Genomic DNA, 25,981 nt, shown 5'->3' on the forward strand with positions numbered 1-25,981 from the left:
CCGCCGCAGGCGCCCGGACAGATCGTCGATCCGATCATCCAGACCCACCGCATAGTCTGCCTTAGGTACCCCATCCACTCCGGGCGCCTTCCTCCCGTTCTGACGCTCGAAGCTGGCGTGGAGCCCTTCCGGGTCGAACACCCATCAGGGCAGTGAACCGCTCGCGCGGCTCCTCACGCGCCTTCTGTGTGAAACGCGTCAGTCGTGTTGCCATGGTCAGAGTCCGCTCTGCGTCGGGCCATGTCGCCCCGACTCGTTATCCCAGACCGCCACCCCGTTGCTCCCTGCGCATTACCGCAGATCCGCGCTCCTATGGGTGGCTCCGACTTCCGACACCCTCCGCCCTCGTCCTCGCTTTCTACGCTTGTTCGAGGGTGCGCCGATCCTTCGGCACCGACTGTCGGATCTCCCTGGTTACCGCGCTATCTCGATGTGAGGCTCGATACGGCCTGAGACTCCGGGGGGTCGCTGCTCACTCGCATTGACGCACGCAGCGCTGTTGCCTGCTGGCCCATTTAAGCCATCGGCCGTTCCCAACGTCGGTCTTTTCGGAGCTCTACACCTTCAAGGTCAGCATCACCTGTTACCCTTGCACCTCGCCTCCTCTCCTGACTACGCATCAACCAGGACGTTACCGCACTAACTGCAAGTCTCGATTCCAGGCCCGTGGCTAGCGCTTACCTGGGCAGGCTTCGCACCTGCAAGATAACGCGGCCTTGCCAGGCCGCAACAAATGGTGACCCTATCCGCTAGCCCAACGCATCCGACCAGGTGGAGCGGGCCACGGGCGCACCAGCGCCCGGGGTAGGATCCAGATGCTGCAACGCCTGCACCTGCTCGCGCAGGCTGCCCATGCCCTGGAGATGGCGCAGCACCCCCAGCGCGATGAAGTCCCCCATGCTGAGCGGCCGCCCCAGCCCTTGGGCACTGCGCAGCCGCGCGAGCACCCGCTCCACGGGGGAGAGCAGCTCGGCGAAGACGGTCTTGTCGGTGAGGGGATGCATCAGGCTCACGAGTCGGTCGAGGATCATTGGGGTCATGCCTTGTTGTGGTTTTGCAACATACCAGCGCGACCCCATTGAAGGCATCTTGTCAAGTCTATTTTGCGGATGTCTCCCGTTTCTTAATGGCCCCTAGTAGGCTGTCCGTGGTCCTCTGTGAGCAATGGCGAAACAAGCAAACAACCCTGAGGCAACGACTGTGACCCGATGAGCCGCACCGGCAGCGGCCGTTTGTGGCCATCCGGGCTTGGTCGACCGGACACCGTTGTTTTTACACACTCCGCTTGCTTTCTAGCACGCCATTTGAATTCCAGGTCATCGTCAAATGGTGGCACCTCAGTTTTTCCTTGACGTTCCGATCTAGCTTCTTTGGCCGAAATAGCTCTTCCGGCATGGCCACACCATAAGCATTGGCGATAGTAGGCGGGCCGCCCATCTGCGATGATTCTTAGCCTTAGCTCCCGACTTGCGTGATCACAGCGAAAGCGAACCTCAATTCCTGAGTAAGCTTCCGTCTTTATCTTGAAGTGAGGCATTTCCTTTTCTGGTGCTCTAACGCGCGGCTAACCGAGCTGACCGTTGTCTGGCCAGTTTCGGAGTTTAGCCACTTGTTGGGCTATTTACGCGACCTCACGCATGGGGCGAACCCTTGGCGGAGGGAGTGGACGGCCCTCAGCCTTAAAGTGAATCAGGACTTCCTGGACAATATCGCAAAGTTCACCGTGGAGCGCGACGGGGTCATCGCCATGTATTCCCGTTATGAGGTCAGGGCACTTTCCGATATACACTTGATCATCATCACTCCACTCCACCCATTTGTGGTATCTGTCCAAGTCTTTCCTTTGCTTACCGTTTCGATTGCTTGAGCGACTTGCTTTTATTGGTAGCGCTTTGCATCGTCACCAGCCTTGCCGCTTACGGTCACCGCTCCCGGATACTTTGGATGGACGAACTTCCGGTGGGAGCCTTTCCCTGCGCCTGCGATCTCTCCGAAGCCAGCGTCCTTGAGAGCTTTCAGCAGGTCACGGATCTTCTGAGGCATTGACCCATCCAATTCAGGTTACTGGCCCAACGTTCCGCCTCAGCGGCGCGCGCCTTTGGCGCGTCCGCAGGAGGCGTATGTAAGATCATTAGCTCCACAACCGCTCTTCTCGGAGCTTCGCTTACTCCTTCAGTCCTAAGTGCACCTTGAAGCGTGTTGCTGCATTATCCCACCCCGCCTATGCGCCTGTATATTGAAACGCCTAGGAAGATCCGCCGTATCCACTGCGTCGCGAATAGCCGATTACGGAAAAGCGATAAAGCAGTTCTAGCGCATCGTCATTGCTAACGGGATTGTCGTGGGTGCGGCGCTCTTCGTATTCTTTGACAAAATCTTCGCGGTCGAAAGTGATCATACCCATTGACGAGCAAGCGTAAGGCGCTTGCTTTCATTTTGGCCAGTGAGGGAGTATCTCGTCATCCAATTCTTCTTTGAGATAAGTTGAATACCGCTCGCGAGCATGTATGATGTCGGGGCTCGTCAATACGAGGGAATCGTCTGGTCGTCTTTTTGCTTCCGCCAGTGATGCATTAAAAAACGGATTACGTCGCGAGGGCGGAGAAAAGTTCGAGCAAGAATATGATTCCATTTTGTTTGTGATCCCCGCATTAAGACTGGGTCTACAATTTCTTCCCTTTTGTCCTATCAGATAGCTTAGCGTTTAGTCGCTCGTTAATCAACGCAAGTAGCGCTTCATTCGTCCATTCCAAGCTAAGAGTCAGCGTTTGGCCAATTTTGTTCTTGTCAAAAATTGCAAGTCATCCCATAAGTCTGTGTGTAAATAAACTGCGGGAATCATGGGTGCATTGACCTTCGCGCACTCGCGTCGGACATCTCGGGCGGCGATAATCAAGCCAATGAGCATTTACTCACGAGTGTCGTCACCAGCGGAGGGGCCCTGATTTAAGGGCACCTCGAGAAATTCGAGGTGCCCGTACGGGGCAGGATGCCCCGCCATTTCTCAAGCGCCTAAGCGCTTGAGAAATGAAGCGAAGCGGAAACCGCGTTTTCGCTTCGCGTCTCGAAAAATGCCATGGAAGGCATTTTTCGAGGTCCCCTTAATTCGTCAAACTGCAGGACATATGGATCGAGAGATTCGTTCGCAACGATCGCATAGCAAGTTTCGAGAATAGAAGCGGTGAGTGCGTTTAATTCGGCGCCAAACTGAAGATCCGCGGGGTCACGCTCTAGTTCTACTCCGCCGATTGCATTACCGAGAATCGGTGGCTGTAGGCTGAACTTGCTTATGCGAAGACGCTTTGGTCGAAGTATGTCTGAAAGGGACGGATTTATGCCGCCGCAGTTTTCTCTAAACAAACTCGTTAGGGCTTCTACTTCGTCATGCTGCGGGCGCTCAGAATCCTCCAGCACCATTGAGGCAAATTCTAAAGCGATAAGATATCTCCAAGACGAAACGTACGCCTCGACCTCTGAGGCACCGCGGTCGATGCGTTGAGCATGAATCCGCCATGGGTGTCCTCGCAGATTGAGGGGCTTCGACCGCGATAGAGAGTGCCCTTCAGTGAAATGCCTTACGTTTGCCGTCTTTCCAGAGCCCTTGCGGCCGAGAACCAAGAACGCTTGCGTTCTTTCAATTTGTGCTACGGCGTCAGTTGCCAGAAAGTAGTCGAGTACGGCGTCGTCTTCAGCTGCAACGTCCCCGAAAGACTCTAGTTTCCTTAGGCTTGTTGCCATCAGTTCTTCCTGGAGGAGTTACGGGGTTATTTGGGATCTAACGTCCCCGGTAACCCGAGCCAGCCGCTGTTTGGCCGGCTTCGGAGTTTACCCGCTGGTTAGGTCAGCATTTTGTGCTCTTTTGCATAAGCGCGAAGGGCGCGATTGACAGCTTCTGCGTTGGGAAACAGTCTGTTAAGCTCTGGTTCGATAAGCACGACATTTGTGCCTTCACGATAGCGGCTGGCATACTTGCCCCGTACTCCGGACTTGATCAGTTCGGCGGGGTAATCCGGCCTCATTTCTTCGTCATTGTTCATAGGCTTTACGCTCTGATGGCGTCATGTGACGGGCTGAGATAATGCGAACAATTTGATTTCGTTCAGTGAAGGAAACGACGAGATGTTTGTTGCTCTTTGTCGTCCCGAACAAAAGAAAACGATCTTCTTCCGCTGAATGATCTGGATCGGAAACAAACGATGACAAATCGTCCCCGAAGACTTCTGTTGCCTCCCAGAACGTGACGCCGTGTTTCTTCTTGTTGGCGCCCGCTTTGGATTCATCCCATTCAAAATCCATCGTTACCTTTGGATGGGTGACCTACTTAGATTTCTGCGGACGAACGGGCCCGATATCTTGGGGCGTCGGCTTAAGTGGATCAGAAAACCCTATTCGGGTCAATGGGTTCTGTGCGAGCTGGCAGCGCGCGGTTTGGGCGTTATGCGGCCGGTTCGGCGGGCGTCCCGGGGGCGCGGTCAACCTGCGACTGCTCGGCTCAGCTGTCTACCAGGTGCCGCCCCTGTCAGCCGGCGCGCCCCAGGGGCGTCGAGATGTCGGGCGGAGGTTGCGCTCGGGCCGCGAACTGTCGATGTATACAGTTACGTCAGTGTACGATCCAGGAGGCGCCATGTTGCCAGCCCCCGAGGTTCCCAGACCGCCGCGTCTGCTCGACCAGGTGCGGGACAAGTTGAGAAGGCTGCACTACAGCCCTCGAACGGAGGACGCGTACGTGGGCTGGATCAAGCGTTTCATCCTATTCAACGGAAAGCGACACCCGCGGGACCTGGGGCGCCGGAGGTGGAGGCGTTCCTCTCCGGTCTGGCGACCCAGCGGGGGGTATCCGCCTCGACCCAGAATCAGGCCCTCTGCGCAGTCCTGTTTCTGTACAAGCAGGTGCTGGGAATCGAGGTCGGCTGGGTGGACGGGGTGACCCGGGCCAAACGGCCGGAGCGAGTCCCCGTGGTGATGACGCGGGAGGAGGTGGCGCGGGTCCTCCTGCACCTGAACGGCCGGGACTGGCTGATGGCGAGCCTGATGTACGGGACAGGCCTGCGTCTGATGGAGTGCGCGACGCTGCGGGTGCAGGACATCGACTTCGGCTATCGGCAGATCACGGTGCACAACGGGAAGGGGCAAAGGACCGATTCGTGCCGCTGCCCGATGCCCTGATTCCGGCGCTGCGGGAGCAGCGCATCGCGGTCTCGGGGCGGCTCTTGGCAAGCGACCTGGCGGCTGGCGGGGACGATCGCGCGAGACCGAGGGGAGCGCCGGTGCCCGATTGACGAAAATCGGGACTCAGCCGCCGCCCTCGCCGTAATAGTTGCCGATATAGTTCTCGAACTTGGTGTACTTGCCGAGAAAGGTCAGGCGGGTGGTCCCGATCGGTCCGTTGCGCTGTTTCGCGATGATGATCTCAGCCATGCCCTTGTCGTTCGTGTCCTCGTTGTAGACCTCGTCGCGATAGATGAAGACAATCAGGTCCGCATCCTGCTCGATCGCCCCCGACTCCCTGAGATCCGACATCACCGGGCGCTTGTTGGGGCGCTGCTCCAGGCTGCGGTTGAGCTGCGACAGGGCGATGACGGGGACGTTCAGCTCCTTTGCCAGGGCCTTGAGCGAGCGGGAGATGGCGGAGATCTCGGTTGCCCGGTTCTCTCCCGAGCCGGGCGCCTGCATGAGCTGCAGATAATCCAGAACGATCAGGCCCAGATCATCCTGATCGCGCTTCAGGCGCCGCGCGCGCGCACGCACCTCGGTCGGGGACAGCGCGGGCGTGTCATCGATGAACATGGGCGCCCCGGCCAGGATATTGACCGCCGAGGTGAGGCGCGGCCACTCGTCTTCCTCCAGCCGCCCGGTGCGGACGCGGTGCTGGTCGATCCGTCCCAACGAGGACATCATGCGCATCGCCAGGGCGTCCCCGGGCATCTCCATGCTGAACACCGCCACCGGCCGCTTGGTTTGAATGGCGACATGCTCAGCCATGTTCATCGCGAAGCTGGTCTTGCCCATCGAAGGCCGTCCCGCCACGATGATGAGATCCGCGGGCTGGAGCCCCGAGGTCATCATGTCGAAGTCGGAGAAGCCGGTCGCCAAACCGGTGATCGGCTCGTCACGCTGATAGAGCGCATCGATGCGCTCGACGGCCCGGCCCAGCAGTGTCTTGATGGGCTGAAAGCCTCCGCCGCCGCGTGCCTCCTGCTCGGCGATCTCGAAGACGCGGCGCTCCGCCTCATCGAGCAGCTCCGAGGCATCGCGCCCTTGCGGGTTATAGCCGCTGTCGGCGATATCGGTCCCGGCGGCGATCATCTGCCGCAGGATCGAGGTCTGGCGCACGATCCGCGCGTAAGCCTTGATGTTGGCCGCGCTCGGCGTCTCGTTTGCAATGGCCCCTAGATACGGCAGCCCGCCCGCGGCCTCGAGCTGCTCGGTCCGCTCGAGGGTCTCCGCAAGGGTTACGAGATCAAAGGGTTGATCCTCTTCGGCCAGCCTGGCGATGGCACGAAAGATCAGGCGGTGCTCGCGCCGGTAGAGATCACCCTCGGCGACCATGTCGGCGATCCGGTCCCAGGTGCTGTTGTCCAGCATGAGACCGCCGAGCAACGATTGCTCGGCATGGACATTATGCGGCGGTACACGCAGACCGTCGAAGGCAGCGCCGACCGGTCCGGCGAATCCCTGGCCGTCTGATTCGGACATGCGTCGCGCCAATCAGAGCTATCGGCGGCTCGCCAGCATCAGTCCTCCGGGATCACGTCGACCTTGATCGTCGCGTCCACCTCCGGGTGCAGATGCAGGGCGACCTCGTACTCCCCGGCGGCGCGGAACGGGCCGGTCGCCAGCCGCACCTCCTGCTTCTCCAGCGCAACCCCAGCGGCCGTCACGGCCTCGGCGATGTCGCCGGTCCCGACCGACCCGAACAGGCGCCCTTCATCGCCCGCCTTACGGGCGATCGTCACACGCATGCCCTCGAGCCGGTCACGACGCGCTTGCGCCTCGGCCAACTGCTCCGCGGCAGCCTGCTCGAGCTCGGCACGCCGTGCCTCGAACGCCTCCAGGTTGGCCGCGGTCGCCGGCACGGCAAATCCGAAGGGGACGAGATAGTTTCGGCCGTAGCCCGGCCGCACGCTCACCTTGTCCCCCAAGGCGCCGAGCGCACCGACCGTTTTCAACAAGATGACTTCCACTTCTGTAACTCCTCTCATGACGTTCATCGGCATCGGGCGCCGGCGCGACGTGTGGTCGTCGCAGAGGCCCTGCCCCCATTCGCGCGAATCGTCTGGTCGGCGGAGCGCTGGCGGAGAGCGGTTCGACGATCAGCCAGGCGGTCCGTTTCCGCCGGACCCGGTCTGGCCGACCCGCGCCCGGATATCTCCCCAAATGTCCACCAGACCGATACAGGCCAACAGGATCAGGGTCTGAGGCATGAAAATCACCATCAGGACGTAGAGTCCGATGAGCCAGGCGGCGTGCGCCTTCTTCAGCGCATGGACCTGGTGGGCCACGGCAAGACCTTGCAAGAGCAGCAGCACACCAAGCGCCACCAGCAGGTTTGCGACAAGCCCGACACCACCGACGAAGGGCAAGGCGGCCAACAGCAGGACGGTCAGAATGCCAAAGGAGCGGCTCAACCTGAGCGTCCTGAATTCACTGCCGAACCCGCCCGGGTTATAGAGTATGGCCTGCCACCAGCGAGCGACGAAGAGTCCCAGCAGCACCTGCGCAACCACAGCGGCAGCAAACGCGCCCGTCATCCAGCGCGACAGACTGGCGAACGCGCCCCTGCTGGCATCCTCTGTCAGCACACCGTCCTGGACCAATGCCTGGCGGAAGGGATCGAGAAGGTCAAGCCAGGCCGCGGCCGGATCCTCGATGAAGGCATAGGCGAGAAGCGTCAGCAGCACGGCGGCCGCCCCGGCGAGCTGCACCGTCAGCCCGAGGGATCGGCTGTATCTCAGCACCAGCGCGAGGCCCACCACCGGCAGCCACAGCATCAGCAAGACACCGAGGGCCGGCAAAGGGGACCCCAGGGCAAGCCAGGCAAGCGCGCCCATCCCGAGCGTCGCGATCGCGCTGACAGCCAAGCCGTCCTTCGGCCCGCCGCGCAGGGAGACCAGCCCTACGGAAGCGCCGCTCAGCAGCGCCACCGGAGGCATCAGGACGGACAGCAACGCCGTCACCGCGGCCACCAGGGCCGCCTGCGACGGGCCGCGCATGATGAAGCGAGCGATCGCCTTCACCACCGCCGACCCGACTCACGCGCCCGGAGCATCCGGCCGGACAGGGCGGCCGGACGCCGCCCACTTCCGGTCGTCATCGGCCCGGCTCAGTGTCCGTCGGTGTAAGGGAGCAACGCGAGGTAGCGGGCCCGTTTGACGGCCTGCGCCAGCTGGCGCTGATACTTCGCCGAGGTACCCGTGATGCGGCTCGGGACGATCTTGCCGGACTCACTGACATAGGCCTTCAGGAGATTGAGGTCCTTGTAGTCGATCTCGGTGATGCCTTCGGCGGTGAAGCGGCAATAACGCTTCCGACGGAAAAAACGTGATGTGCTTGAGTCCATGGCTCGCCCCGCGCGTCAATCGCTACCGGAATCGCCGCCGGCGCTGTCGCCGCGGCGCGAATCGTCTCTACGCCCGCCGCCTTCGGAGGCGTCCGAACGCTCCCGCTCGTCCCCTGTCTTGGCCAACGGCGAGGCCTCGGTGACGGCGTCATCACGGCGGATGATCAGATTCCGAAGGACCGCATCGTTGAAGCGGAAGGCACTCTCGAGCTCGTCGATGGCCTCTTGATCGCACTCGACATTCATCAGGACGTAGTGGGCCTTGTGCACCTTGTTGATGGGATAGGCAAGGGGCCGACGCCCCCAGTCCTCGAACCGATGCACAACACCGCCGCGCTTCTGCAGGTTTCCCTGATATCGCTCGACCATGCTCGGCACCTGCTCACTCTGGCTCGGATGAACCAGGAAGACCACTTCGTAATGTCGCATTGAAGCTCCTCTCGGATTGGCAGCCTCCCGCAACGGCCTTTGGACCGGGCCGGTGAGGCAAGGAGTTCCCCCGTAGCGGGCGAATCGCGCATTATACCGGTTCCGTTGGACGGGTCAAAACATCCGAAGGGCAGGTCTGGGCCAGGCCTCAGGTCGTGCCGACGAGCTCGGTCTCGATGAGGCCCTTCAGGTTATGCACGACCTGTTTCGCGCCATTTTGAGCGGCTAGACGGATCAGCTTTTCGAACGGCCTGAGCGTCAGGTTCAGACGGCCCAGCTCGAAGATGAAGGTGACATGGGTGTGCGCGCCCAAAGGCTCGAACCGATACTCGATCAGGTAGGGATCGGTCGCTCCCCGGAAGGTCACGCGACGACCGGGCTCGAGGGCCACGACTCGGAACTGGCTGTCGGTGCGTCGGCCTTGGTCCATGCGGATCTGCCGGCCGACCCAGCCGACCCGCAGGGGCCCCTCGGTGATCGCCTGGAGACTCCGCACCTCGGGCGACCAACGTGGATAGTTCAGCACGAAGTCATCCACGACGAAACGAAAGACCTGCGCGGGCGGGAGGTTGATCAAGGTCTTTGCCTGGGTCTTTACCATGGGTCATACCGTCCCAAAAAACGCGCCAGCACACGGGTGAACAGGACCGTCATTCGAGCTTGAACGGACTGTGGGGCCTGCACGACCATACCCAAGACCGAGGTCGGACGGCTCGGTGTGCCTCGCTTCTTCCCGGTGAGCGGTTTTCTGCTTGCCCGCCCATGGATGAACGCGGCCGCGCGGGCTTGCCGGATTCCCGGATCGGCCGCCGACCCGGGACGCTCTGGGCGTCTGACGTGCCGAATGCGGTCTAATCCCCCAACAACAATCGCTTCGCCTCGTTGATCTTGGCCGCCAGATAATCCGAGCCGCCCCGGTCGGGGTGCAGGCGCTGCATGAGGCGCCGATGGGCGGCGCGGATGGATGCGGCATCGGCGCCCGGCTCGAGCCCGAGGATCGACCAGGCCTCGGTCTCGGTCAAGCGCTCGCCGTGGGGCGGCGCGCGACCGGGGCGACCGCCGCCCTGATCACTGCGACGCCAGTCCGGATCGCGCTCGCGGTCCAGATAGGCCTCGAGCACGGCCGCGGATTGGGCATCCGTCTCGCGGTAGAGCTCGATCATGCGCATCAGCTCATCGAGGGTGAGATCAGCGAGCCGGCGACCCTGAAAAGGGCCATCCAGAACCTCACCATCCATGGTTCCGGTCCCGTGATCCAGGAACATCTCGAGGTAGCGGGTCCGGATCCTCGAGGTCTGAGCACGGTTTCCGGCAGAGGCCGTCCCGGGACCGGCCAAGCCGCCTAAGCCCAGCCCTCTCAGGAGTTGCTGAACGGCGGGGAAGAGCCGGATCAGATTGGCTGCGCGAAGCAGAAGCGGGATCGCTGCACCGACGGCGGCGAAGATCGGGTTGAGCCGCCCGGTGGCTGCCGCCAAGACCAGGATCGCAATCAGGCCCCACACGGCGGCCTTGCGCAGGGTCCGACTCACTCGGTGCGCCGGGGTGGTGCGAAACCAGTGCAGCAGCCAGAGGATCGTCGCGAGGATCCCGACCAAGATCAGCAAACGCGCCATGCCAACCTCAGCTTCCTTTCCCGGCGACCTGGTGGGTCAGCTGGAGCGCAGCCCCGCCGCGGGTCCGGCCGAAATCGATCAACGCCTGTCGGCCGCCGGCGGCATAGACGGCGACCGCGCTCAGCAGGTCGCGCAGCATTTGCGGACTGCTCGAATCAAAGGGGCACCAGGCACCGCCGGTCAGGCGCGCGATCTCACGAAAGCAGCGCTCTGCCGCCGGGTCACGGCCTTCCTGAAAGACAAACGCCGGCACACCCAAGAGCCCAAGCCGACCGGCAAGATCGGCGAGCCGCTCGCGACTCTCCTCCATGCAGTCACCGACAAGCACCACTGCATCCACGCGCCCTTTCTCGGCCTCTGCCAAGGCATGCGCCAGGACCCGACCGATCTGGGTCAGACCGGCTTCACAGAGGACGCGATTCATCCGCTTGAGGAGCTCATCAGAATCCTGATACCAGGGCGAGGTCGCGAAATCCCGAAACCCCCGGTAATAGCAGAGCTGAACCTCCAGACCACCCAAACCCCGGGTCTCGAGGAACATGCTCGACTGGATCCGCGCCGCCCGGTCCCATGTGGGCTCGCGGCTCGCCGTCGCGTCCATCGCAAAGATGAGCCGCCCGCGCGCGCCGCGCTTGCCGACCCGCGGTGTCGCGGCGACCTGGCGCAGGAAGGCGCTCACATCCGTTGCGCTCGCCGGTGATTCGAGGTCGGTTCGTTTCGAGGTCATCTCAGATTGCCTTCATCACAGTCCCGCGGTGTTCGTACCCGGGGATGACGCCGATCCGGTGCCTTGGACCGGCATGAGAGCGAAGCATTCCCCGGCGGCCGGTTGGGCGGTGCGCGCCAGGCTGCCGGATGGGATTCCGGCAGCAGCCGATCGGCGCCGTCCAGCGCGGGACCGGCTCAGGTCGGCGCCTCTACACCGGACTCAGGCGCCCAATCGAGCGCATCCCGCACGCCCGCAGACCCGGACTGCGTCATGAAGAATGCCCTCACGTCGTCCATCGAGCGGGTCCGGGCCATCGCCGGCAGGCTCTCGAGAAAGCGATACCCGTAAGATCGCCCTAACAGCCGCGGGTCGCAGACCACCAGCACACCTCGGTCGCTGCCGTCGCGGATCAGTCGACCGGCACCCTGCTTGAGGGCAATCACGGCCTGCGGAAGTTGATGGTCGTTGAAGGGATTTCCGCCGCGCCGACGCACGGCTTCGATCCGCGCGGCGAGCACGGGGTCACCTGGCGAGGCGAAGGGAAGCCGGTCGATGAGCACGCACGACAGGGCATCACCCCGCACATCGACACCCTCCCAAAAACTCGCGGTGCCCAGCAGGACGGCGTTGCCGAGCTCGCGAAACCGCTCCAGGAGCTCCGCGCGCGGCGCCGTTCCCTGAACCAGGATCGGATAGGGGATTCGGCACTCCAGACCCTCTGCGGTCTCGCGCAGGGCGCGGTAGCTGGTGAACAGGAGGAAGGCCCGTCCGCGACTGCAGTCGATCAGCTCGCAGGCGACCTCGAGCAGGTGGGCGTTGTAGTCGGGATCGGCCGGCCGCGGCAGACCGCGGGGCACGAACCAAAGGGCCTGCCGCGCGTAGTCAAAGGGGCTGTCCCAGCGGGCCGTCCGGGCACCTTCGATCCCGAGCTGACGCGCGAAGTGGTCGAAGCGGTCGCCGACGGCGAGGGTCGCCGAGGTGAATATCCAGGCGGTCCGCGGACGCCCCATCTGGGCGCGGAAGGGCTCGGCCACCTCAAGCGGCGTCTCGTGCAGCCGAAAGCCCCGACCCTGGATCTCGAACCAACGTACGGCCTCAGCCGATGCGCCGGAGGTGAGCCGTTGCAGGTCGTCGCCGAGCGCCTCGGCACGGCCCAGGCAGGCATCGAGTCCCTTGCCTCGACCCTCGATCAGCTTGAGCCCCTCCGTGAGCGACCTCAGGCGCCGCATCACCGAATCCATCGCCTTCAACACGGCCTGGTCTTCGGCGAGCTCACTCCAGGGCCCACGGCGATCGGCGTCGCCCAGGCCGAGACGCAGGTCATGAACGGCCCGGCGCAGCGCCCCGAGACGCTTCGGCAGCTCGGGCACATCGCCGGCCTCACGCCGATATTCCAGCTCGCCGTCCCGCACCAGATCCAGCAGCTGCCGACTGCTGACCCGGACGCCGAAGAACCCTGTCGCCGTCTCCGGCAGTTGGTGCGCCTCATCGAGCACGAAGCAGTCGGCACCCGGCAGGATTTCGCCGAAGCCCTCGTCCTTCAGCGCCAGATCCGCGCAGAACAGGTGGTGATTGACGACCACCAGATCCGCCGACTGCGCCTCACGGCGGGCGGCGACCAGATGACAGCCCTGCCAATCCGGGCATTCCTGGCCGAGACAGTTGTCGCTGGTCGAGGTGACGGCCGGCCAGATCTGGGCATCTTCCGGGATCGGCAGCTCGGCGATATCGCCTCGCTTGGTCGACTTCGCCCACGCCTGAACCTGCTGCAGGCCAATACGAGACTCCGCATCCAGGCGCATGCAGTCCTCGAGTGAGGACCTCAGCCGATAGATGCACAAATAGTTGGTGCGGCCCTTCAGCAAAGCGGTCCGCACCCGGACGCCCAACAGCGAGCGCACCAGGGGCAGGTCACGGTGGAACAGTTGGTCCTGGAGGTTGCGCGTCCCGGTTGAGATCAATACCTTTCGTCGCGACAGGATGGCAGGCACCAGATAGGCGAAGGTCTTGCCGGTCCCCGTGCCGGCCTCGCAGATCAGCGTGCCGCCCTCGCTCATGACCGCGGCGATGCACTCTGCCATGGCCTGCTGCTGAGACCGGTAGGCGAAGCCCGCGAGACGCTCCGAGAGCAGTCCGTCAGGGCCGAAGACAGATCCGAGATCGGCCATGGCAGGCGCCCGCGCGTCCAGATCGAACCGCTGCGGTCCGATCAGCCCCCGCTGGCGCGCCGTTCCGCCTCGCTGGCGCCCGCGGTATCCCCGGCGCGGCGCCGCGACTCCGCGATGATCCGCCAGTTGTCCTTCTTGATCGTCGGATCATCACCGGCAAGGTCATTCGACCGCGCGGCAAGATTGCCGGCCTGGCCTGCCTGACCCTGCTCCAAACGGACGCGGGCAAGACGATTCCAGAGGTAGGCTTCCCTCGGAGCGATCCGGAGCGAGCGCTCGAGAGAGGCCGCGGCACCGGTGTAGTCACCCGCCTGTCGCTGTTGCTCGGCCTGGCGCGCCAAGGCATCGGCGGCTGGCGGCAGACCCGGAATCGCGGACGCGGGGGGTGCCGCGGGCGCGACGGCGACCTGTTGCGGCGGAGCGGACGGCTGAGATGGCGCAGCGGGGGGCGAACGCGGCTCAGGCGCCTCGGATACCGCCGCCGGCGGCGCGGACGGACTCGGCTGCGAGGCGGGCGGTGGAGTCGCTGCGGTGCGCCCGGCAGTCTGGTCGGGCGCCGCCGCGGTCGGTGGTCTTGCTGCAACGGGAGGCGCCGGGGGTCGGGGCGGCGGGGCTCCGGGCCCGTTGTCTGCCGTTACGGGGGCCTGCACGACGCGCGGCGCGGCCGGCGGAGGAGGCTCCGGAGCCGCCGCGGGAGCCACAGCGCTTTCGGCGACTGACCCGGGCACTGGCTCAGGGTCGGGCGCGGCAGCGGGATCTCGATAGGCGTAGACCTTGGTCGGTTGCTGCCTCGGGGCCGCCGGCTTCTCCGGGCGGGGCGTCACGGCGGGCGCCGCGGCGACCGGATCGCGCGGCGTCACCTGCACCACCGGCGCTGGCGGCTCCCGGCGCTGCTCTGCCGCACAGGCCGTCAATATGATGACGGCCACCAAGATCGCTGGCACTCTGATCATCAGTTGTAGAAATCGCTCATGAAGAGGTTCTTGCGGTGGGAGGAGGCCTTGGGAGGCGGCTTGGTGCCCGCGACGGGGTTGGTGTCAGACACGGACCCGGATTCGGAAGCGGCCTGCGACCCGGCTTGGACGGGATCCTGTGATTCCTGTCCCCCGGCGGATCGCGGCCCGCCGCCGCCTCGGGCGCTCGGCGCGGTCCCCTCGATATAGGGGACGCTCGAGCCATCCCCGCCGCCTCCCGCCAGCAGCACACCGTCGGGCGCGGCCACCGGCAACGGCTCGTTCGGTATGGCCAGCATGAAGTCGCTCCAGACCCTCAAGGCCCCTGTGCCTCCAGCCAGCCCCATCGGTTGGTAGTCGTCGCGACCGACCCAGACCACCGCGACCTTGTCGCCACTGAACCCGGCGAACCAGCTGTCACGCATGTCGTCCGTGGTGCCCGTTTTCCCCGCCATGGTCAGGCCATTGGGCAATTTTGCTCCCAGCCATTTGGCGGTTCCTTGGGTCACCACACGCCGCATGGCCCAGGTGGTCAAATAGACGGCACGGGGATCGACCACGGCCTCGACGGAAAGCGGATAGCGGTTGAGCGGCCGGCCATTGGCGCCCACCACCTCGCGTATGGCACGCAGCGGCGCACGGTAGCCGCCGGCGGCGATCGTCTGATAGACCTGTGCCACCTCAAGAGGCGACATGGATACGGAGCCGAGCAGGATGGCCGGAACCTTGGTGATACGTCGCTGCGCGCCGAGCCGATAGAGGGTCTCGGTCACCTCGGTGAGACCGAGAGCCAACCCGAGGTTGACCGTCGCCAGGTTCAGCGAGCTGCTGAGGGCGCGATGCAGGGGCACCGCCCCATACACGCGATGGTCGTAATTTTTCGGTGTCCAGATCTTGTCGCCGACCCGCATGCTGACCGGGCTGTCCTGCAGACTGGTGGTCAGGGAGTAGCGCTCCGGCTTCGACAAGGCCGCAAGATAGATGGCCGGCTTGACCAGCGAGCCGATCGAGCGCACCGAGTCGAGGGCGCGATTGAACCCCGCGTACCCCGGCTCGCGACCGCCCGCGAGGGCAAGCACCTCACCCTGCGCCACGGATGTGATCACCGCAGCGGCCTCGAGCGAGCCGGACGACATGCGTCGCGATTGCTCCAGTGCGGCGAGCCGCACCGGGAGTGACTTCTCGACCTCGGCCTGGACCAGCGGGTCAAGGGTGGTGAAGATGTTCAAGCCCTCGGATCGGAGATCCTCCTCACGATAGTCGCGCTGCAACTGACGGCGTACCAGGGAGATGAAGTCGGGATACTCGCCGACCGGACGCCCACCGCCTTCGGCGAGCCCCAGCGGGGCCTCCTTGGCCGCCTGCGCATCGGCACTGCTGATCACGCGGTCGCGTGCCATGAGATCCAAGACCAGATTTCGCCGCTTCAACGCCACATCCGGATAACGCCGCGGATCCAGGTGCGACGGCGCCTGGACCAGGCCAATCAGGAGCGCGGTCTCCGGGATCCCGAGCTCCTGGAGCGGCTTGTTGAAGAAGAAGGTGCCAGCCAGCCCGAACCCATGGATGGCCCGGCTGCCGTCCTGTCCGAGGTAGATCTCGTTGGCATAGGCCTCCAGAATCTCGTCCTTGCTGTAGCGGCGTTCGAGCAACAGGGCCATCACCGCCTCCTTGAGCTTGCGCTCGAAGGTGCGGTCGGCAGTCAGGTAGAAATTCTTGACCAGTTGCTGCGTGAGGGTGCTCGCGCCCTCCACGACGCTACCTGCCCGCAGGTTGCTGAAGGCGGCGCGTGCGATCCCGCGTGGATCCACCCCCAGATGGTGATAGAAGCTGCGGTCCTCGACTGCGATCAGTGTCCGGACCAGGAGATCGGGGATGTCCTTGCGACGAACCAGGACCCGATCCTCGTTGTGGGTCGGATAGATGCTGGCGATCAGCATGGGGTCCAGGCGCACCAACGCCGGAGGCAGGCCACCATCCGCGTCAGCCAGCTCCGCCAAGCGCCCCTCGCTCAGGCGGATGTCCAGGAAGCGCCCGGGCTCTTGACCATCCCAGAAGCGGAACGGCCGCGTGCGAACCAGGAATCGTTCGCCCTCGCGACTGTAGCTGCCGGGCACGTCCGGGACAGCGGAGCGCTGGTAGCTCAGGCGGTCCAGCTCAGCCTCAAGCTGCTCGGGGAGCAGCGGCCGTTCGGCATACAGCTCGAGCGGGCGCGCGAAGACACGCGCCGGGAGTGCCCAGCGCTGCCCCTCGAATTTCCCGCGAACGACTCGATCGAGATGGATGCCGTAGAGGGTGGCGGCGAACCCGACGACCAGCGCGACGAGCAGCGCCCATCGAAACACGAATCCACCGATCCCGCGTCGCTTGCGCACGGTCGTGCGGCGTGGGCGTCTTGCCACTTCAGCGCCTCCGCGCGGCGACAGAAGCGAGGAGTCCGGCCGAGCCGGATCGCGGAGCCCTCAACGACGACAGAGACACACGGGGTAATCCTTCGGACACAGGCGGCCGATCCTTTTGTGCAAGTTTCAGCTGCTTATGGTCCCACTTGGAGCGCGAGGATACAACCTGCCGGGGCCCTGGAGAGATGTGGCGCCCCCCTGTGCAACCCATCCGCGCCGTGGCAAGGCCGACCCTCAGGTCTTGATTCCCACACCGCGGCGCAACAGCTCGAGGCTAAACGCCCCGAGCACGACGATGAAAACGGCGATGATTGCGAAGGCGATGCCGACCGGGATGTCGCTCACGCCCAGGAGTCCGTACCGGAAGGCATTGACCATATAGAGGACCGGATTGGCGAGTGACACACCCTGCCAGAACCCCGGGAGCAGGTCGATCGAATAGAAGACACCGCCCAGATAGGTCAGGGGCGTCAGCACAAAGGTGGGAACGATGGAGATGTCGTCGAAACTGTTCGCATAGATGGCGTTGATGAAGCCGCCGAGCGCGAACAGAACCGCGGTCATGGTGAACATCAGCATGGTCACGGCAAGGCTATGGACCCGGACCTCGGTGAAGGCCATGGCGACCAGCATGACGGCGGTGCCGACCACCAGCCCGCGGGCGACACCCCCCGCGACATAGCCGGCCAGGATCACCCAGTTGGGCGCCGGCGAGACCAGCAGCTCCTCGATGTAGCGAGAGAACTTACTGCTGTAGAACGACGAGACGACGTTGGAATAGGCGTTGGTGATAACGCCCATCAGCACCAGTCCCGGCACGATGAAGTCGAGATAATCGAGCCCCCCCATGGTGCCGATCCGCTCCCCGATCAGCCGCCCGAAGATCACGAAGTAAAGTGTGGTGGTAATGACGGAGGGCAGGATGGTCTGGACCCAGATCCGCGAGAACCGCACGATCTCCTTGAGGAAGATCGTCTGGAAGCTGATCCAGTAGCGACGCCACCCGACCCCGTGCCGACTCACGCGGCCTCCTCGGACTCAGGCCTGGCCGCACCGCCGCGACGTTCGACCATGTCCAGGAAGAGACGCTCCAAGCGATTCTGCTTGTTGCGCAGGCTGATCACCTCGATGCCGTTTCTGGAGAGGGCCTCGAAGAGGCCGTTAATGGTGTGCTCCCGGCTCATCTCGACCTCCAGCGTGCAGTCATCCAGGTGCTGGAGCACGAAGCCGCCGAGCTGGGGGAGCTCCGAGATCCGGCCCTTGAGGTTCAGGACGAACGTCTCCGTGTGGAGTCGATTCAGCAGGGACGTCACGCTGGTCAGCTCCGCGATCTCGCCGTGGTTGATGATGGCGATGTTGCGACAAAGGCTCTCGGCCTCTTCCAGATAATGCGTCGTGAGGATGATGGTCGTGCCGCGGGCATTCAGCTCGCGCAAGAAGCCCCACATCGAGCGGCGGATCTCGATATCCACGCCCGCGGTCGGCTCGTCCAAGATCAGCAGGCGGGGCTCATGGACCAAGGCCCGGGCGATCATGAGGCGGCGCTTGAGACCGCCGGAGAGCTTGCGCATCTCGGTGTCGCGGCGGTCCCAGAGATCGAGCAGCTTGAGGTAGCGCTCGGCGCGCAGCCTGGCCTCGCGGCGCGGGATGCCGTAGTAGCCGGCCTGATTGACCACCACCTCGACGACCGGCAGGAACAGATTGAAGTTGAACTCCTGCGGTACGAGTCCGATGCAGGACTTGACGCGCTCGGGCTCGCGATCCTGATCCTCGCCGAAGACCGTCACGCGCCCTGCCGTCTTGTTCACCAGCGAGGCGAGAATGCCGATAAAGGTGGACTTGCCTGCCCCGTTCGGACCCAAGAGCGCGAAGAAGTCCCCTTCCTCGACCTCCAGATCGATCCCTTTCAGCGCCTGGAACCCCCCCTTGTAGACCTTGGTGAGCTGCTGGACGGAGAGAGCGGACATCTTGGATGATGGGATCGGGCTGCTGGTCATGAGGTAAGAGCGGGCAGATTGTGACCAAGTCTGTGCATTTCAATGGAACCCCAGGAGGCAGGCATGAGCAGCCCATGGATCTCTCCTAGCCGGCTCCTCGGCCCGGCTCTGCCCCAGGCGGCAGGTCCGCCCGGCTGCATCGGGCTCAAGACGGAGACCTGAGTGGGCTTCCCCGAGATCGCCTCGATCCTGTTCGGGCTCGCTCTGCTGGCCGGCTTCGTCGACGCGATCGCCGGCGGCGGTGGTCTGATCACCATTCCGGCCCTCCTGTGGGCCGGGCTGAGCCCGCTCGAGAGTCTGGCGACCAACAAGGCACAGGCGGTGTTCGGCAGTGGCTCCGCGACCGTGCACTTCATACGCAAGGGAATGATCGAGCCCCGCAAGGCTGCCTTCACGGTCGCCTGCACCTTTGTCGGCGCAACACTCGGGGCGCTCCTGGTCCAACAAATCGACAGCGCGGCGCTGCAGCGGCTGATCCCGGGGCTGCTGATCGGCTTCGCGCTCTACTTCCTCTTTTCGCCACGGGTCTCGGATCTGGATTCGCACCAGCGCCTCAGGACCCCGGCGTTCGCCATGACGGTCGGGGTCGGCGTCGGGTTCTACGACGGCTTCTTCGGCCCCGGCACCGGCACCTTCTTCGCAATGGGGTATGTGGCGCTGCTGGGGTACAACCTGCGCCGCGCGACCGCGCACACGAAGCTGCTGAATTTCACCAGCAACCTGGCAGCGCTCATCTTCTTCGTGATCGGCGGACAGGTGATCTGGACCCTGGCGGCCGCGATGGCGATGGGCCAGTTGATCGGCGCCTGGCTGGGGTCCCACCTGGTGCTGAAACATGGTGCCGTCCTGGTGCGGCCCATCCTAGTCGGCGCTTCGATCCTGATCTCGCTGAAGCTCTTCTGGGATCAGTTGAACGGGATCTGACTCGACGCGCGCGCGCCGCCCCGCCGAGCGAGGGCGGCCTGCGAGAGCCAGAGCAGGGCCGGATCGTCTTCGCGCGTCAACACCCCATCGCGCATCGCCAGCAGACCGTCGGCGACCGCCCAGACGGCGACGCCATCCTCGATTTGAAAGGCGCTCCCTTCCCCACCTCGATCACCCGCAGCGCCGACCCGCCCCTCGACCCACTCCCGCATCCGATGATGGTATGCGCGCCGATAAGACAACTTGACCGCGCGAAGGGATCCGCCTGTCAAAAAGACGGTCATAGACGATGCTGGTATGCCGTTGAAGGCGCCGATCTCGGCTCCGCACAGACGATCACCGAACGGATTCGCCCCGTCCGCGCACTGGAACCGAAGCTTCGGGAAGGTCTCGCGAACCTGAGACTCGGTCAAGCCGCTGGTGAACGCGTCCATGGCCGCGTTGAGCTGGGGTTTCCCAAGCACGGACATCAAGGCCAGATCGGTCCGCCGTTGACCATCTTCGGTGAAGGCCAGCCAGTAAAAGGGCCCGAAGACGAGTGCCAGCATGAGGAGCGATTTGTAGAGAGACGGAACCCTGAAATCGCGCTGCATCACCGCATTGTACCGGGAAGGCGACGCCGGTGCCCAACACCCGGCGAAGGGTGACGAGGCCGGCCTCGGATCGATGCACCCGCGCCCTGACACTGCCGACCGGCCGAAGACCCTCAGTCGGGCCAGACCCGTCCACCCCTCTGGGCGCCCCCCCGCGACGCCGCGCTTGCCGGGTCGCTCGCGGCCGGACCCTTGTGTGACGCAGGCCTGACCGAGGCCGTCGCACTGTCGGCGGATCGGGAACGGCTCGGTCCCCGAGCGGGCGACGGTGCGCGTGCTTCCGCGGGCATGGACGCGGACACGGCGGCCGCCTCGGCCGGCTGCTCGACGCCGCTCTTGGCCTTGCGGATGGAATCCACCAACCGGCGTTCTGTGCGGGTCCTATTGGTCGTGGTCATGGTCGAAGATCTCCGCAATCAGATCGTTGATCTCGGCAGCCGCCGCGGCGCCGCGCCGGCCCGTTTGGAAGATGCTGCGCCCCTCCAGGACGCAGAGGCGATGGATCGAACGACGCTGCAATGAGGTACGGGCAACCGGCAGGTCCAGCTCGGAGACCGCCTCCGGCATCAGCCTCGAGAGCGTCGTGCGCGGCTCCATCTGACTCATCACGATCAGCGCACGCAGCCGCGGGTTCTCCGGGCGCAGCTTCTCGATGATGCGGGCAATGTGACTCGTCGCCCAGAGGTCCATCGGGGAGGGTTGCAGTGGTATCAGGGCATGGTCCGCCAGCCGCAAGGCGTGCTCGGTCTGCGGTGCCTTGATGGACGGCGGACAATCGATGACCACGTGCGCATGGACGTCGCGAAGGGCCAGCACCGTCTTGTCCAGTCCGAATGCCGCGGCCACCACGGCGGGAAGGCCGCCGCCCGCGTCACCGACCAGCCGCCACTGGTAGGCCGACTGCTGCGGATCGGCGTCGACGATCACGACCGATCCGCGCTGCGCGAGGCCCGCGCCCAGATTCAACGACAAGGTGGTCTTGCCAGTGCCACCCTTGTTGCCCACGACCGCAACGACGCTCACCGCCGCGTCTTCCGTGAATGGGCGCCGGGCTGTATCGCCCCACGCAGCATATGCATCGTCAAGATCGAGACCTCTGCCGTCGGCAGCATTGAACCTGTGGGAAGGCTAGGCGGAGGGATCAGGGTGCGTCAAGCACGGCGGGTCGGGCACGCTCACGCCTGACTGCTGGGGCTGGGACAGCCTGAGCCACGTCAGCTGCTCGTCAGGCGTCGCATCAGGGGCGGATCCGGGCGGCTCAGGGGTTGGGGGGCTGCCCGGCCGACCGGCCCGGAACGTCGCCCATCGGAGCCCCGCTCGGGCGGCTCTGTTAGACTCGAGTGAGTATCGAGCACCGACCGGTGGTGATCTCGCCGATGTCTTTGATGGACAAAGCAGACCTGAGCGCGCACACGCCCGTGATGCAGCAGTACCTCCGTCTGAAGGCGGAATACCCCGACATACTGCTCTTTTATCGGATGGGCGACTTCTACGAGCTGTTCTACGAGGATGCGGAACGGGCCGCACGGCTGTTGGACATCACCCTGACCAAACGCGGGCAGTCGGCGGGCCGCCCGATCCCGATGGCGGGGGTGCCGTACCATGCGGCGGAGGCGTATCTGGCGCGCCTGGTCCGTCAGGGCGTCTCGGTGGCCATCTGCGAGCAGATCGGTGACCCGGCGAAGAGCCGAGGTCCAGTCGAGCGCCAGGTGGTCCGGGTGGTCACGCCGGGCACCCTGACCGATGAGGCGCTGCTCGACGAGCGCCGCGAGAACCTCCTGGGCGCCGTTGCGGAGGGTCGCGACGGTTTCGGCCTCGCGGTGTTGGAGCTCTCCAGCGGGCGCTTCTCGGTCCTGGAGGTGACGACCCGGGAGGGGCTCGCCAGCGAGCTCGAGCGTATGAAGCCGGCCGAGATCCTGGTCTCCGAGGACAGCCGGCTCCCCGAGTCACTGCGGATCGATCGTGGTGTCACCCGGCGCCCGAGCTGGCACTTCGACCGGGACTCGGGCGAGCGGCTGCTCTGTGATCAGTTCGGTACGCGCGACCTCAAGGGCTTCGGCTGCGCGGCCCTCGAGCTGGCAGTGGGCGCAGCCGGATGCTTGCTGCAGTATGTCCGCGACACCCAGCGCGCCGCGCTGCCGCATCTCCGCGGGCTTACGACGGAGCAGCGCGACGAGGCCCTGCTCCTCGATGCCGCGACCCGGCGCAACCTGGAGATCGCGGAGAGCCTGGGGGGGCGCCCGGAGCAGACCCTGGCCGGCGTGCTCGACCGGACGGCGACCGCCATGGGCAGCCGTTTGCTGCGGCGTTGGCTGGGTCGGCCACTGCGCGCCCGCTCGGACGTCGAGGCGCGCCATGCCGCCATCGCGACCCTGATCGAGACCGGCGTCCACACCGAGCTGCGGACCGTCCTGAGCGAGATCGGGGACCTTGAGCGCATTCACTCACGCGTCGCGCTCGGCTCGGCACGCCCGCGCGATCTCGCCGTGCTGCGCGACGCGCTGGCCGTGCTTCCCCGCCTGCGCGGGCCGCTCGAGGGATGCGACGACCCGCTGCTCCAAGCCCTCGAGAACGAGATCGGGACCCATCCCGAGGTCCTGGCTCTGCTCCGTCATGCCATTCTCGAGCAACCGCCCGTGTTGATCCGCGATGGCGGGGTGATTGCCTCGGGGTTCGACCCGGAGCTCGACCGACTGCGGGCGCTCTCCAGTAACGCCGACCGGTTCCTGTTGGATCTTGAGGCCCGAGAGCGCGAGCGCACGGGGCTCAGCGGGCTCAAGGTCGGCTACAACCGGGTCCACGGCTACTACATCGAGCTTGCCCGGAGCCAGGCAGAGCAGGTTCCGGCAGACTACATCCGGCGCCAGACGCTCAAGGGTGTGGAGCGTTATGTCACGCCTGAGCTCACGCGTTTCGAGGATGAGGTGCTGAGCAGCCGCGAGCGCGCACTGGCGCGGGAGAAGGCGCTGTATGCGGACCTGCTCCGACAGCTGGCAGAATGGCTCGAGCCACTCCAGCGCAGCGCCGGGGCGATCGCGACCCTGGATGTACTGGCCAATCTGGCAGAGCGCGCACAGGCGCTGGACTGGTCTCGGCCACGTCTGACCGACGGGGCGATCATCGAGATCGAAGACGGACGCCACCCGGTGGTCGAGGTGGTCCTCGACACCCCCTTCATCGCGAACGCGCTGCGCCTTGACCGCCACCGCCGGATGCTGGTCATCACCGGACCCAACATGGGCGGCAAATCCACCTATATGCGCCAGAACGCCTTGATCGTCCTGCTGGCCTACAGCGGGAGCTTCGTCCCAGCGCGATCGGCCAGCATCGGACCGATCGACCGCATCTTCTCGCGGATCGGCGCATCGGACGACTTGGCGGGGGGGCGGTCGACCTTTATGGTGGAGATGGAGGAGACCGCCAACATCCTCAACAACGCGAGCGACCACAGCCTGGTGCTGATGGACGAGGTCGGGCGCGGCACCAGTACCTTCGACGGACTCTCACTGGCCTGGTCTTGTGCCGTGGAGCTGGCCACGCGCATCGGCGCCTTCAGCCTCTTCGCCACCCACTATTTCGAGCTGACGACCCTGCCGGAGGAATGCCCGGGGATCGCCAACGTCCATCTGGACGCGGTCGAGCACGGGGCCCGGATCGTGTTCATGCATGCCCTGCGTGAAGGCCCGGCCAATCAGAGCTATGGGCTGGCGGTCGCCGCACTCGCAGGCGTGCCCAAGGCCGTCATTCGGCGCGCGAGGGAGCGTCTACTTGAGCTGGAAACCGCGGCTCGGCGACACGCCGAGCTCGGCGCCGTGCAACTCTCCCTGTTTGCCCCGGATCCCGAGCCCGGGCCACCGCACCCCGTCTGCGCGGCGCTCCAGACGATCGACCCGGATGCCTTGACGCCCCGCGAGGCGCTGGAGACCGTCTATCGGCTGAGGGCGCTCCTGGAGGTCGAGGAGCCATCCGGCTCGAGCCATCGCCCCTGAGTGCCGAAAGGACCGGCAGGCTGCGCTTCGACCACCCGCATCGCGTGCCTCAACCATCCGGCGGCTCGGCCGCTGCTCCATCCGAGCGCGCCCCGACCCGCAGCAGCGCGAGCGTGATATTGTCCGCTCCGCCGCGCTCGTTGGCCAAGCGAATCAAGGCCTCGGCGGCAGGGTCGAGGGCATTGCCGGAGCTGGCCATGAGGACCTGACACAGCCAGTCGTCCGGGACCATTCCGGTGAGGCCATCGGTACACAACAGAAACAGATCGCCAGTCGCGAGAGCGAGACTGCCGGAGGAGACGTCGACACGAGCCGACGATCCCAGGGCACGGGTCAGGAGATTCTCCCCGATCCCGTGGCGGATGGCATCCTCACGCGATCGGAACAAGCCCTGGTCAACCACCTCTTGGATGAAGGAATGATCGCGCGAGACTTGCTCAAATCGGCCCTCGCGCAAGCGGTAGAGGCGCGAATCCCCAACATAGCCGAAGACCAGCCGGTCGGAGAGGACGGCGCCCAAAACGACCGTGGTGCCCATCCCGGCCCGCTCGGGATCGGCTTGCCCCAAACGCCAAACGACGGCGTTGGCCTCCTCGATCGCCGCCTCCGCAAAACGCCTCGCCGCCTCGGCATTGGCCAGGGGCACTGCACGACAGCGAAAGCGCTCGCCGATCACCTCGGCCGCCAGGGCGCTCGCGACCTCGCCTGCCCGGGCACCCCCGATACCGTCGGCCACGATCAGGAGTCCAAGCTCCGGATGAACCAGCACGGCGTCTTCGTTCGCGGACCGCACGCGCCCGCGATCGGTTCGCCAGGCATATTCGAGCCGAAAGGGCGAGGCCGCGTCGCGTCTCAAGGGGAAGGCGCCTAACCCACCGTCAACCTGGTGTCGGGCGACGCTGTCAGGAACCGGACATCCCGTTGAGCTGCGCCGCAAGACGCTTGGGCTCCACGTATCCGGGGATCAACTCACCCGTCTCGGTCACGATGGCCGGCGTCCCGCGCAGGCCGAGCTGGCTCCCGAGATCCATGTGAGCGTCGACCGGGTTCTTGCACGTCTTCGCCGGGATCGACTTCCCTGCCTTGACGGCGGTCATCGCCTCTCGCTGCGCCCCCGGATCGCCTGCGCACCAGACCGACACGGCCTCGGTATAGGACGGGCTTCCCTGGCCGGCGCGCGGGAAGAAGAGGTAACGCACCCGGATGCCCTCCTTCGCATACTCGTCGATCTGGCTGTGGAGCTTGCGACAGTATCCGCATTCGACGTCGGTGAAGACAGTGACCGTGTGCTTGGCATCCGCCGGACCGAAGACCACCATCTGAGACTCTCCGACGCCGTCGACCAGGCGTTTGCGCACCTCGGAGAGCCGCGGCTCGGTTAGGTCGGCCCGCGTCTTGAGATCGACGATCCGCCCGTCGACGAAGTAGCGTCCGTCGGCGGTGACGTACATGAGCTGGGTCCCGACCATCACCTCGTAGAGCCCTGGCACGGGAGATGCCGAGACACTGTCGATCTCGATGTCGGGCACGATCTTGCTCAAGGCATCGCGAATCGCCTTCTCCGGCGACGCAGACAGGGCGCTGGCGGCAGACATCAGGGCGACGAAGACGAGCGCAGAGGAGCGGAGCATTGGCTTGGTCATG

General features: G+C 64.8%; 25 protein-coding genes and 1 pseudogene. 4 read left to right on the top strand and 22 right to left on the bottom strand.

Translation table 11 applies throughout. The features are described from left to right. Window positions 1-749: 749 nt before the first annotated feature. The 5 genes from LJE61_RS04050 to LJE61_RS04075 all read right to left on the bottom strand — a co-directional run bounded on the left by LJE61_RS04050 (window position 750) and on the right by LJE61_RS04075 (window position 4,296). The gene (locus tag LJE61_RS04050) at window positions 750-1,040 is read right to left on the bottom strand and encodes a hypothetical protein (RefSeq protein WP_296917522.1); all 291 of its coding nucleotides are present in this window, start codon (window positions 1,038-1,040) and stop codon (window positions 750-752) included. 838 nt (window positions 1,041-1,878) lie between these two features. Further along, on the bottom strand, window positions 1,879-1,986 hold the full coding sequence (locus LJE61_RS04060; protein ID WP_296917555.1) for a type II toxin-antitoxin system HicA family toxin: 108 nt from the start codon (window positions 1,984-1,986) through the stop codon (window positions 1,879-1,881). Window positions 1,987-3,012: 1,026 nt separating this feature from the next. Continuing rightward, a complete protein-coding gene (locus tag LJE61_RS04065) occupies window positions 3,013-3,738 on the bottom strand; it encodes a P-loop ATPase, Sll1717 family (protein ID WP_296917526.1) in 726 nt (241 codons plus the stop codon). Between the two features lie 98 nt (window positions 3,739-3,836). Next, window positions 3,837-4,037, bottom strand: a complete 201-nt coding sequence (locus LJE61_RS04070; RefSeq protein ID WP_296917528.1) for a hypothetical protein — start codon at window positions 4,035-4,037, stop codon at window positions 3,837-3,839. Beyond that, on the bottom strand, window positions 4,027-4,296 hold the full coding sequence (locus tag LJE61_RS04075) for a BrnT family toxin (protein ID WP_296917530.1): 270 nt from the start codon (window positions 4,294-4,296) through the stop codon (window positions 4,027-4,029). The genes LJE61_RS04070 and LJE61_RS04075 overlap by 11 nt, the downstream gene beginning before the upstream one ends. Window positions 4,297-4,624: 328 nt before the next feature. On the opposite strand from LJE61_RS04075, the pseudogene LJE61_RS04080 reads away from it, so the two are divergent. Together LJE61_RS04080 and LJE61_RS04085 are read left to right on the top strand one after the other, a co-directional pair. Next, window positions 4,625-4,851, top strand: a pseudogene (locus LJE61_RS04080) (phage integrase N-terminal SAM-like domain-containing protein); the annotation flags it as partial. Between the two features lie 168 nt (window positions 4,852-5,019). Next, window positions 5,020-5,166, top strand: a complete 147-nt coding sequence (locus tag LJE61_RS04085) for a tyrosine-type recombinase/integrase (protein WP_296917557.1) — start codon at window positions 5,020-5,022, stop codon at window positions 5,164-5,166. 126 nt (window positions 5,167-5,292) lie between these two features. Here LJE61_RS04085 and dnaB read toward each other — a convergent pair whose 3' ends face one another. The 13 genes from dnaB to LJE61_RS04150 form a co-directional block, all read right to left on the bottom strand. Then, the gene (dnaB, locus tag LJE61_RS04090) at window positions 5,293-6,696 is read right to left on the bottom strand and encodes a replicative DNA helicase (RefSeq protein ID WP_296915067.1); all 1,404 of its coding nucleotides are present in this window, start codon (window positions 6,694-6,696) and stop codon (window positions 5,293-5,295) included. Window positions 6,697-6,734: 38 nt separating this feature from the next. After that, on the bottom strand, window positions 6,735-7,184 hold the full coding sequence (gene rplI, locus LJE61_RS04095; protein ID WP_296915064.1) for a 50S ribosomal protein L9: 450 nt from the start codon (window positions 7,182-7,184) through the stop codon (window positions 6,735-6,737). A gap of 129 nt (window positions 7,185-7,313) precedes the next feature. Beyond that, a complete protein-coding gene (locus LJE61_RS04100) occupies window positions 7,314-8,237 on the bottom strand; it encodes a DUF2232 domain-containing protein (RefSeq protein WP_296915060.1) in 924 nt (307 codons plus the stop codon). Between the two features lie 86 nt (window positions 8,238-8,323). Next, the gene (rpsR, locus tag LJE61_RS04105; protein ID WP_296915057.1) at window positions 8,324-8,560 is read right to left on the bottom strand and encodes a 30S ribosomal protein S18; all 237 of its coding nucleotides are present in this window, start codon (window positions 8,558-8,560) and stop codon (window positions 8,324-8,326) included. Between the two features lie 15 nt (window positions 8,561-8,575). Continuing rightward, a complete protein-coding gene (gene rpsF / locus LJE61_RS04110) occupies window positions 8,576-8,989 on the bottom strand; it encodes a 30S ribosomal protein S6 (RefSeq protein ID WP_296915054.1) in 414 nt (137 codons plus the stop codon). 148 nt (window positions 8,990-9,137) lie between these two features. Continuing rightward, a complete protein-coding gene (locus LJE61_RS04115; protein WP_296915051.1) occupies window positions 9,138-9,590 on the bottom strand; it encodes an SRPBCC family protein in 453 nt (150 codons plus the stop codon). A gap of 250 nt (window positions 9,591-9,840) precedes the next feature. After that, window positions 9,841-10,602 (bottom strand): J domain-containing protein, encoded by a 762-nt coding sequence (locus tag LJE61_RS04120; protein WP_296915047.1) that lies wholly within the window; start codon window positions 10,600-10,602, stop codon window positions 9,841-9,843. A gap of 7 nt (window positions 10,603-10,609) precedes the next feature. Further along, entirely contained in the window at window positions 10,610-11,329 is a 720-nt protein-coding gene (locus LJE61_RS04125) for a VWA domain-containing protein (protein ID WP_296915044.1), read from the bottom strand. 176 nt (window positions 11,330-11,505) lie between these two features. Next, window positions 11,506-13,479 (bottom strand): DNA repair helicase YoaA, encoded by a 1,974-nt coding sequence (gene yoaA / locus LJE61_RS04130; RefSeq protein ID WP_296915041.1) that lies wholly within the window; start codon window positions 13,477-13,479, stop codon window positions 11,506-11,508. A 41-nt stretch (window positions 13,480-13,520) separates the two neighbouring features. Then, window positions 13,521-13,820 (bottom strand): tetratricopeptide repeat protein, encoded by a 300-nt coding sequence (locus LJE61_RS04135; RefSeq protein ID WP_296915039.1) that lies wholly within the window; start codon window positions 13,818-13,820, stop codon window positions 13,521-13,523. A gap of 611 nt (window positions 13,821-14,431) precedes the next feature. Next, the gene (gene mrcB / locus LJE61_RS04140) at window positions 14,432-16,834 is read right to left on the bottom strand and encodes a penicillin-binding protein 1B (protein WP_296917533.1); all 2,403 of its coding nucleotides are present in this window, start codon (window positions 16,832-16,834) and stop codon (window positions 14,432-14,434) included. A 234-nt stretch (window positions 16,835-17,068) separates the two neighbouring features. Further along, a complete protein-coding gene (locus tag LJE61_RS04145) occupies window positions 17,069-17,857 on the bottom strand; it encodes an ABC transporter permease (RefSeq protein WP_296915034.1) in 789 nt (262 codons plus the stop codon). Beyond that, window positions 17,854-18,801 (bottom strand): ABC transporter ATP-binding protein, encoded by a 948-nt coding sequence (locus LJE61_RS04150; protein ID WP_296915031.1) that lies wholly within the window; start codon window positions 18,799-18,801, stop codon window positions 17,854-17,856. The genes LJE61_RS04145 and LJE61_RS04150 overlap by 4 nt, the downstream gene beginning before the upstream one ends. Window positions 18,802-18,993: 192 nt before the next feature. On the opposite strand from LJE61_RS04150, the gene LJE61_RS04155 reads away from it, so the two are divergent. Beyond that, window positions 18,994-19,755, top strand: a complete 762-nt coding sequence (locus LJE61_RS04155) for a TSUP family transporter (RefSeq protein ID WP_296915029.1) — start codon at window positions 18,994-18,996, stop codon at window positions 19,753-19,755. Here the strand turns inward: LJE61_RS04155 and LJE61_RS04160 are convergent. Further along, on the bottom strand, window positions 19,737-20,348 hold the full coding sequence (locus tag LJE61_RS04160; RefSeq protein WP_296915026.1) for a hypothetical protein: 612 nt from the start codon (window positions 20,346-20,348) through the stop codon (window positions 19,737-19,739). The genes LJE61_RS04155 and LJE61_RS04160 overlap by 19 nt on opposite strands. 381 nt (window positions 20,349-20,729) lie before the next feature. Then, window positions 20,730-21,371 (bottom strand): ParA family protein, encoded by a 642-nt coding sequence (locus LJE61_RS04165; RefSeq protein ID WP_296915023.1) that lies wholly within the window; start codon window positions 21,369-21,371, stop codon window positions 20,730-20,732. 362 nt (window positions 21,372-21,733) lie between these two features. Between LJE61_RS04165 and mutS the strand changes: the two genes are divergently transcribed. Beyond that, entirely contained in the window at window positions 21,734-24,337 is a 2,604-nt protein-coding gene (gene mutS, locus LJE61_RS04170; RefSeq protein WP_296915020.1) for a DNA mismatch repair protein MutS, read from the top strand. Between the two features lie 49 nt (window positions 24,338-24,386). Here the strand turns inward: mutS and LJE61_RS04175 are convergent, their stop codons facing one another. Beyond that, the gene (locus tag LJE61_RS04175) at window positions 24,387-25,193 is read right to left on the bottom strand and encodes a protein phosphatase 2C domain-containing protein (RefSeq protein WP_296917536.1); all 807 of its coding nucleotides are present in this window, start codon (window positions 25,191-25,193) and stop codon (window positions 24,387-24,389) included. 46 nt (window positions 25,194-25,239) lie between these two features. Further along, on the bottom strand, window positions 25,240-25,980 hold the full coding sequence (locus LJE61_RS04180; RefSeq protein ID WP_296917538.1) for a DsbC family protein: 741 nt from the start codon (window positions 25,978-25,980) through the stop codon (window positions 25,240-25,242). Between the last annotated feature and the right edge of the window lies 1 nt (window position 25,981).

Origin of the sequence: Thiocapsa sp. (assembly GCF_022340925.1) — a bacterium.
Taxonomy (GTDB): domain Bacteria; phylum Pseudomonadota; class Gammaproteobacteria; order Chromatiales; family Chromatiaceae; genus Thiocapsa.

Excerpts from the sequence above, each read along its gene's own strand:
- LJE61_RS04085 (WP_296917557.1), top strand. The coding sequence starts at position 5,020 with ATGGCGAGCCTGATGTACGGGACAGGCCTGCGTCTGATGGAGTGCGCG.
- rpsR (WP_296915057.1), bottom strand. The coding sequence starts at position 8,560 with ATGGACTCAAGCACATCACGTTTTTTCCGTCGGAAGCGTTATTGCCGC.
- LJE61_RS04125 (WP_296915044.1), bottom strand. The coding sequence starts at position 11,329 with ATGACCTCGAAACGAACCGACCTCGAATCACCGGCGAGCGCAACGGAT.
- LJE61_RS04180 (WP_296917538.1), bottom strand. The coding sequence starts at position 25,980 with ATGACCAAGCCAATGCTCCGCTCCTCTGCGCTCGTCTTCGTCGCCCTG.
- dnaB (WP_296915067.1), bottom strand. The coding sequence starts at position 6,696 with ATGTCCGAATCAGACGGCCAGGGATTCGCCGGACCGGTCGGCGCTGCC.
- LJE61_RS04075 (WP_296917530.1), bottom strand. The coding sequence starts at position 4,296 with ATGGATTTTGAATGGGATGAATCCAAAGCGGGCGCCAACAAGAAGAAA.
- LJE61_RS04065 (WP_296917526.1), bottom strand. The coding sequence starts at position 3,738 with ATGGCAACAAGCCTAAGGAAACTAGAGTCTTTCGGGGACGTTGCAGCT.
- rpsF (WP_296915054.1), bottom strand. The coding sequence starts at position 8,989 with ATGCGACATTACGAAGTGGTCTTCCTGGTTCATCCGAGCCAGAGTGAG.
- LJE61_RS04115 (WP_296915051.1), bottom strand. The coding sequence starts at position 9,590 with ATGGTAAAGACCCAGGCAAAGACCTTGATCAACCTCCCGCCCGCGCAG.
- LJE61_RS04050 (WP_296917522.1), bottom strand. The coding sequence starts at position 1,040 with ATGACCCCAATGATCCTCGACCGACTCGTGAGCCTGATGCATCCCCTC.
- yoaA (WP_296915041.1), bottom strand. The coding sequence starts at position 13,479 with ATGGCCGATCTCGGATCTGTCTTCGGCCCTGACGGACTGCTCTCGGAG.
- LJE61_RS04120 (WP_296915047.1), bottom strand. The coding sequence starts at position 10,602 with ATGGCGCGTTTGCTGATCTTGGTCGGGATCCTCGCGACGATCCTCTGG.
- LJE61_RS04070 (WP_296917528.1), bottom strand. The coding sequence starts at position 4,037 with ATGAACAATGACGAAGAAATGAGGCCGGATTACCCCGCCGAACTGATC.
- mutS (WP_296915020.1), top strand. The coding sequence starts at position 21,734 with ATGGACAAAGCAGACCTGAGCGCGCACACGCCCGTGATGCAGCAGTAC.
- LJE61_RS04150 (WP_296915031.1), bottom strand. The coding sequence starts at position 18,801 with ATGTCCGCTCTCTCCGTCCAGCAGCTCACCAAGGTCTACAAGGGGGGG.
- LJE61_RS04160 (WP_296915026.1), bottom strand. The coding sequence starts at position 20,348 with ATGCAGCGCGATTTCAGGGTTCCGTCTCTCTACAAATCGCTCCTCATG.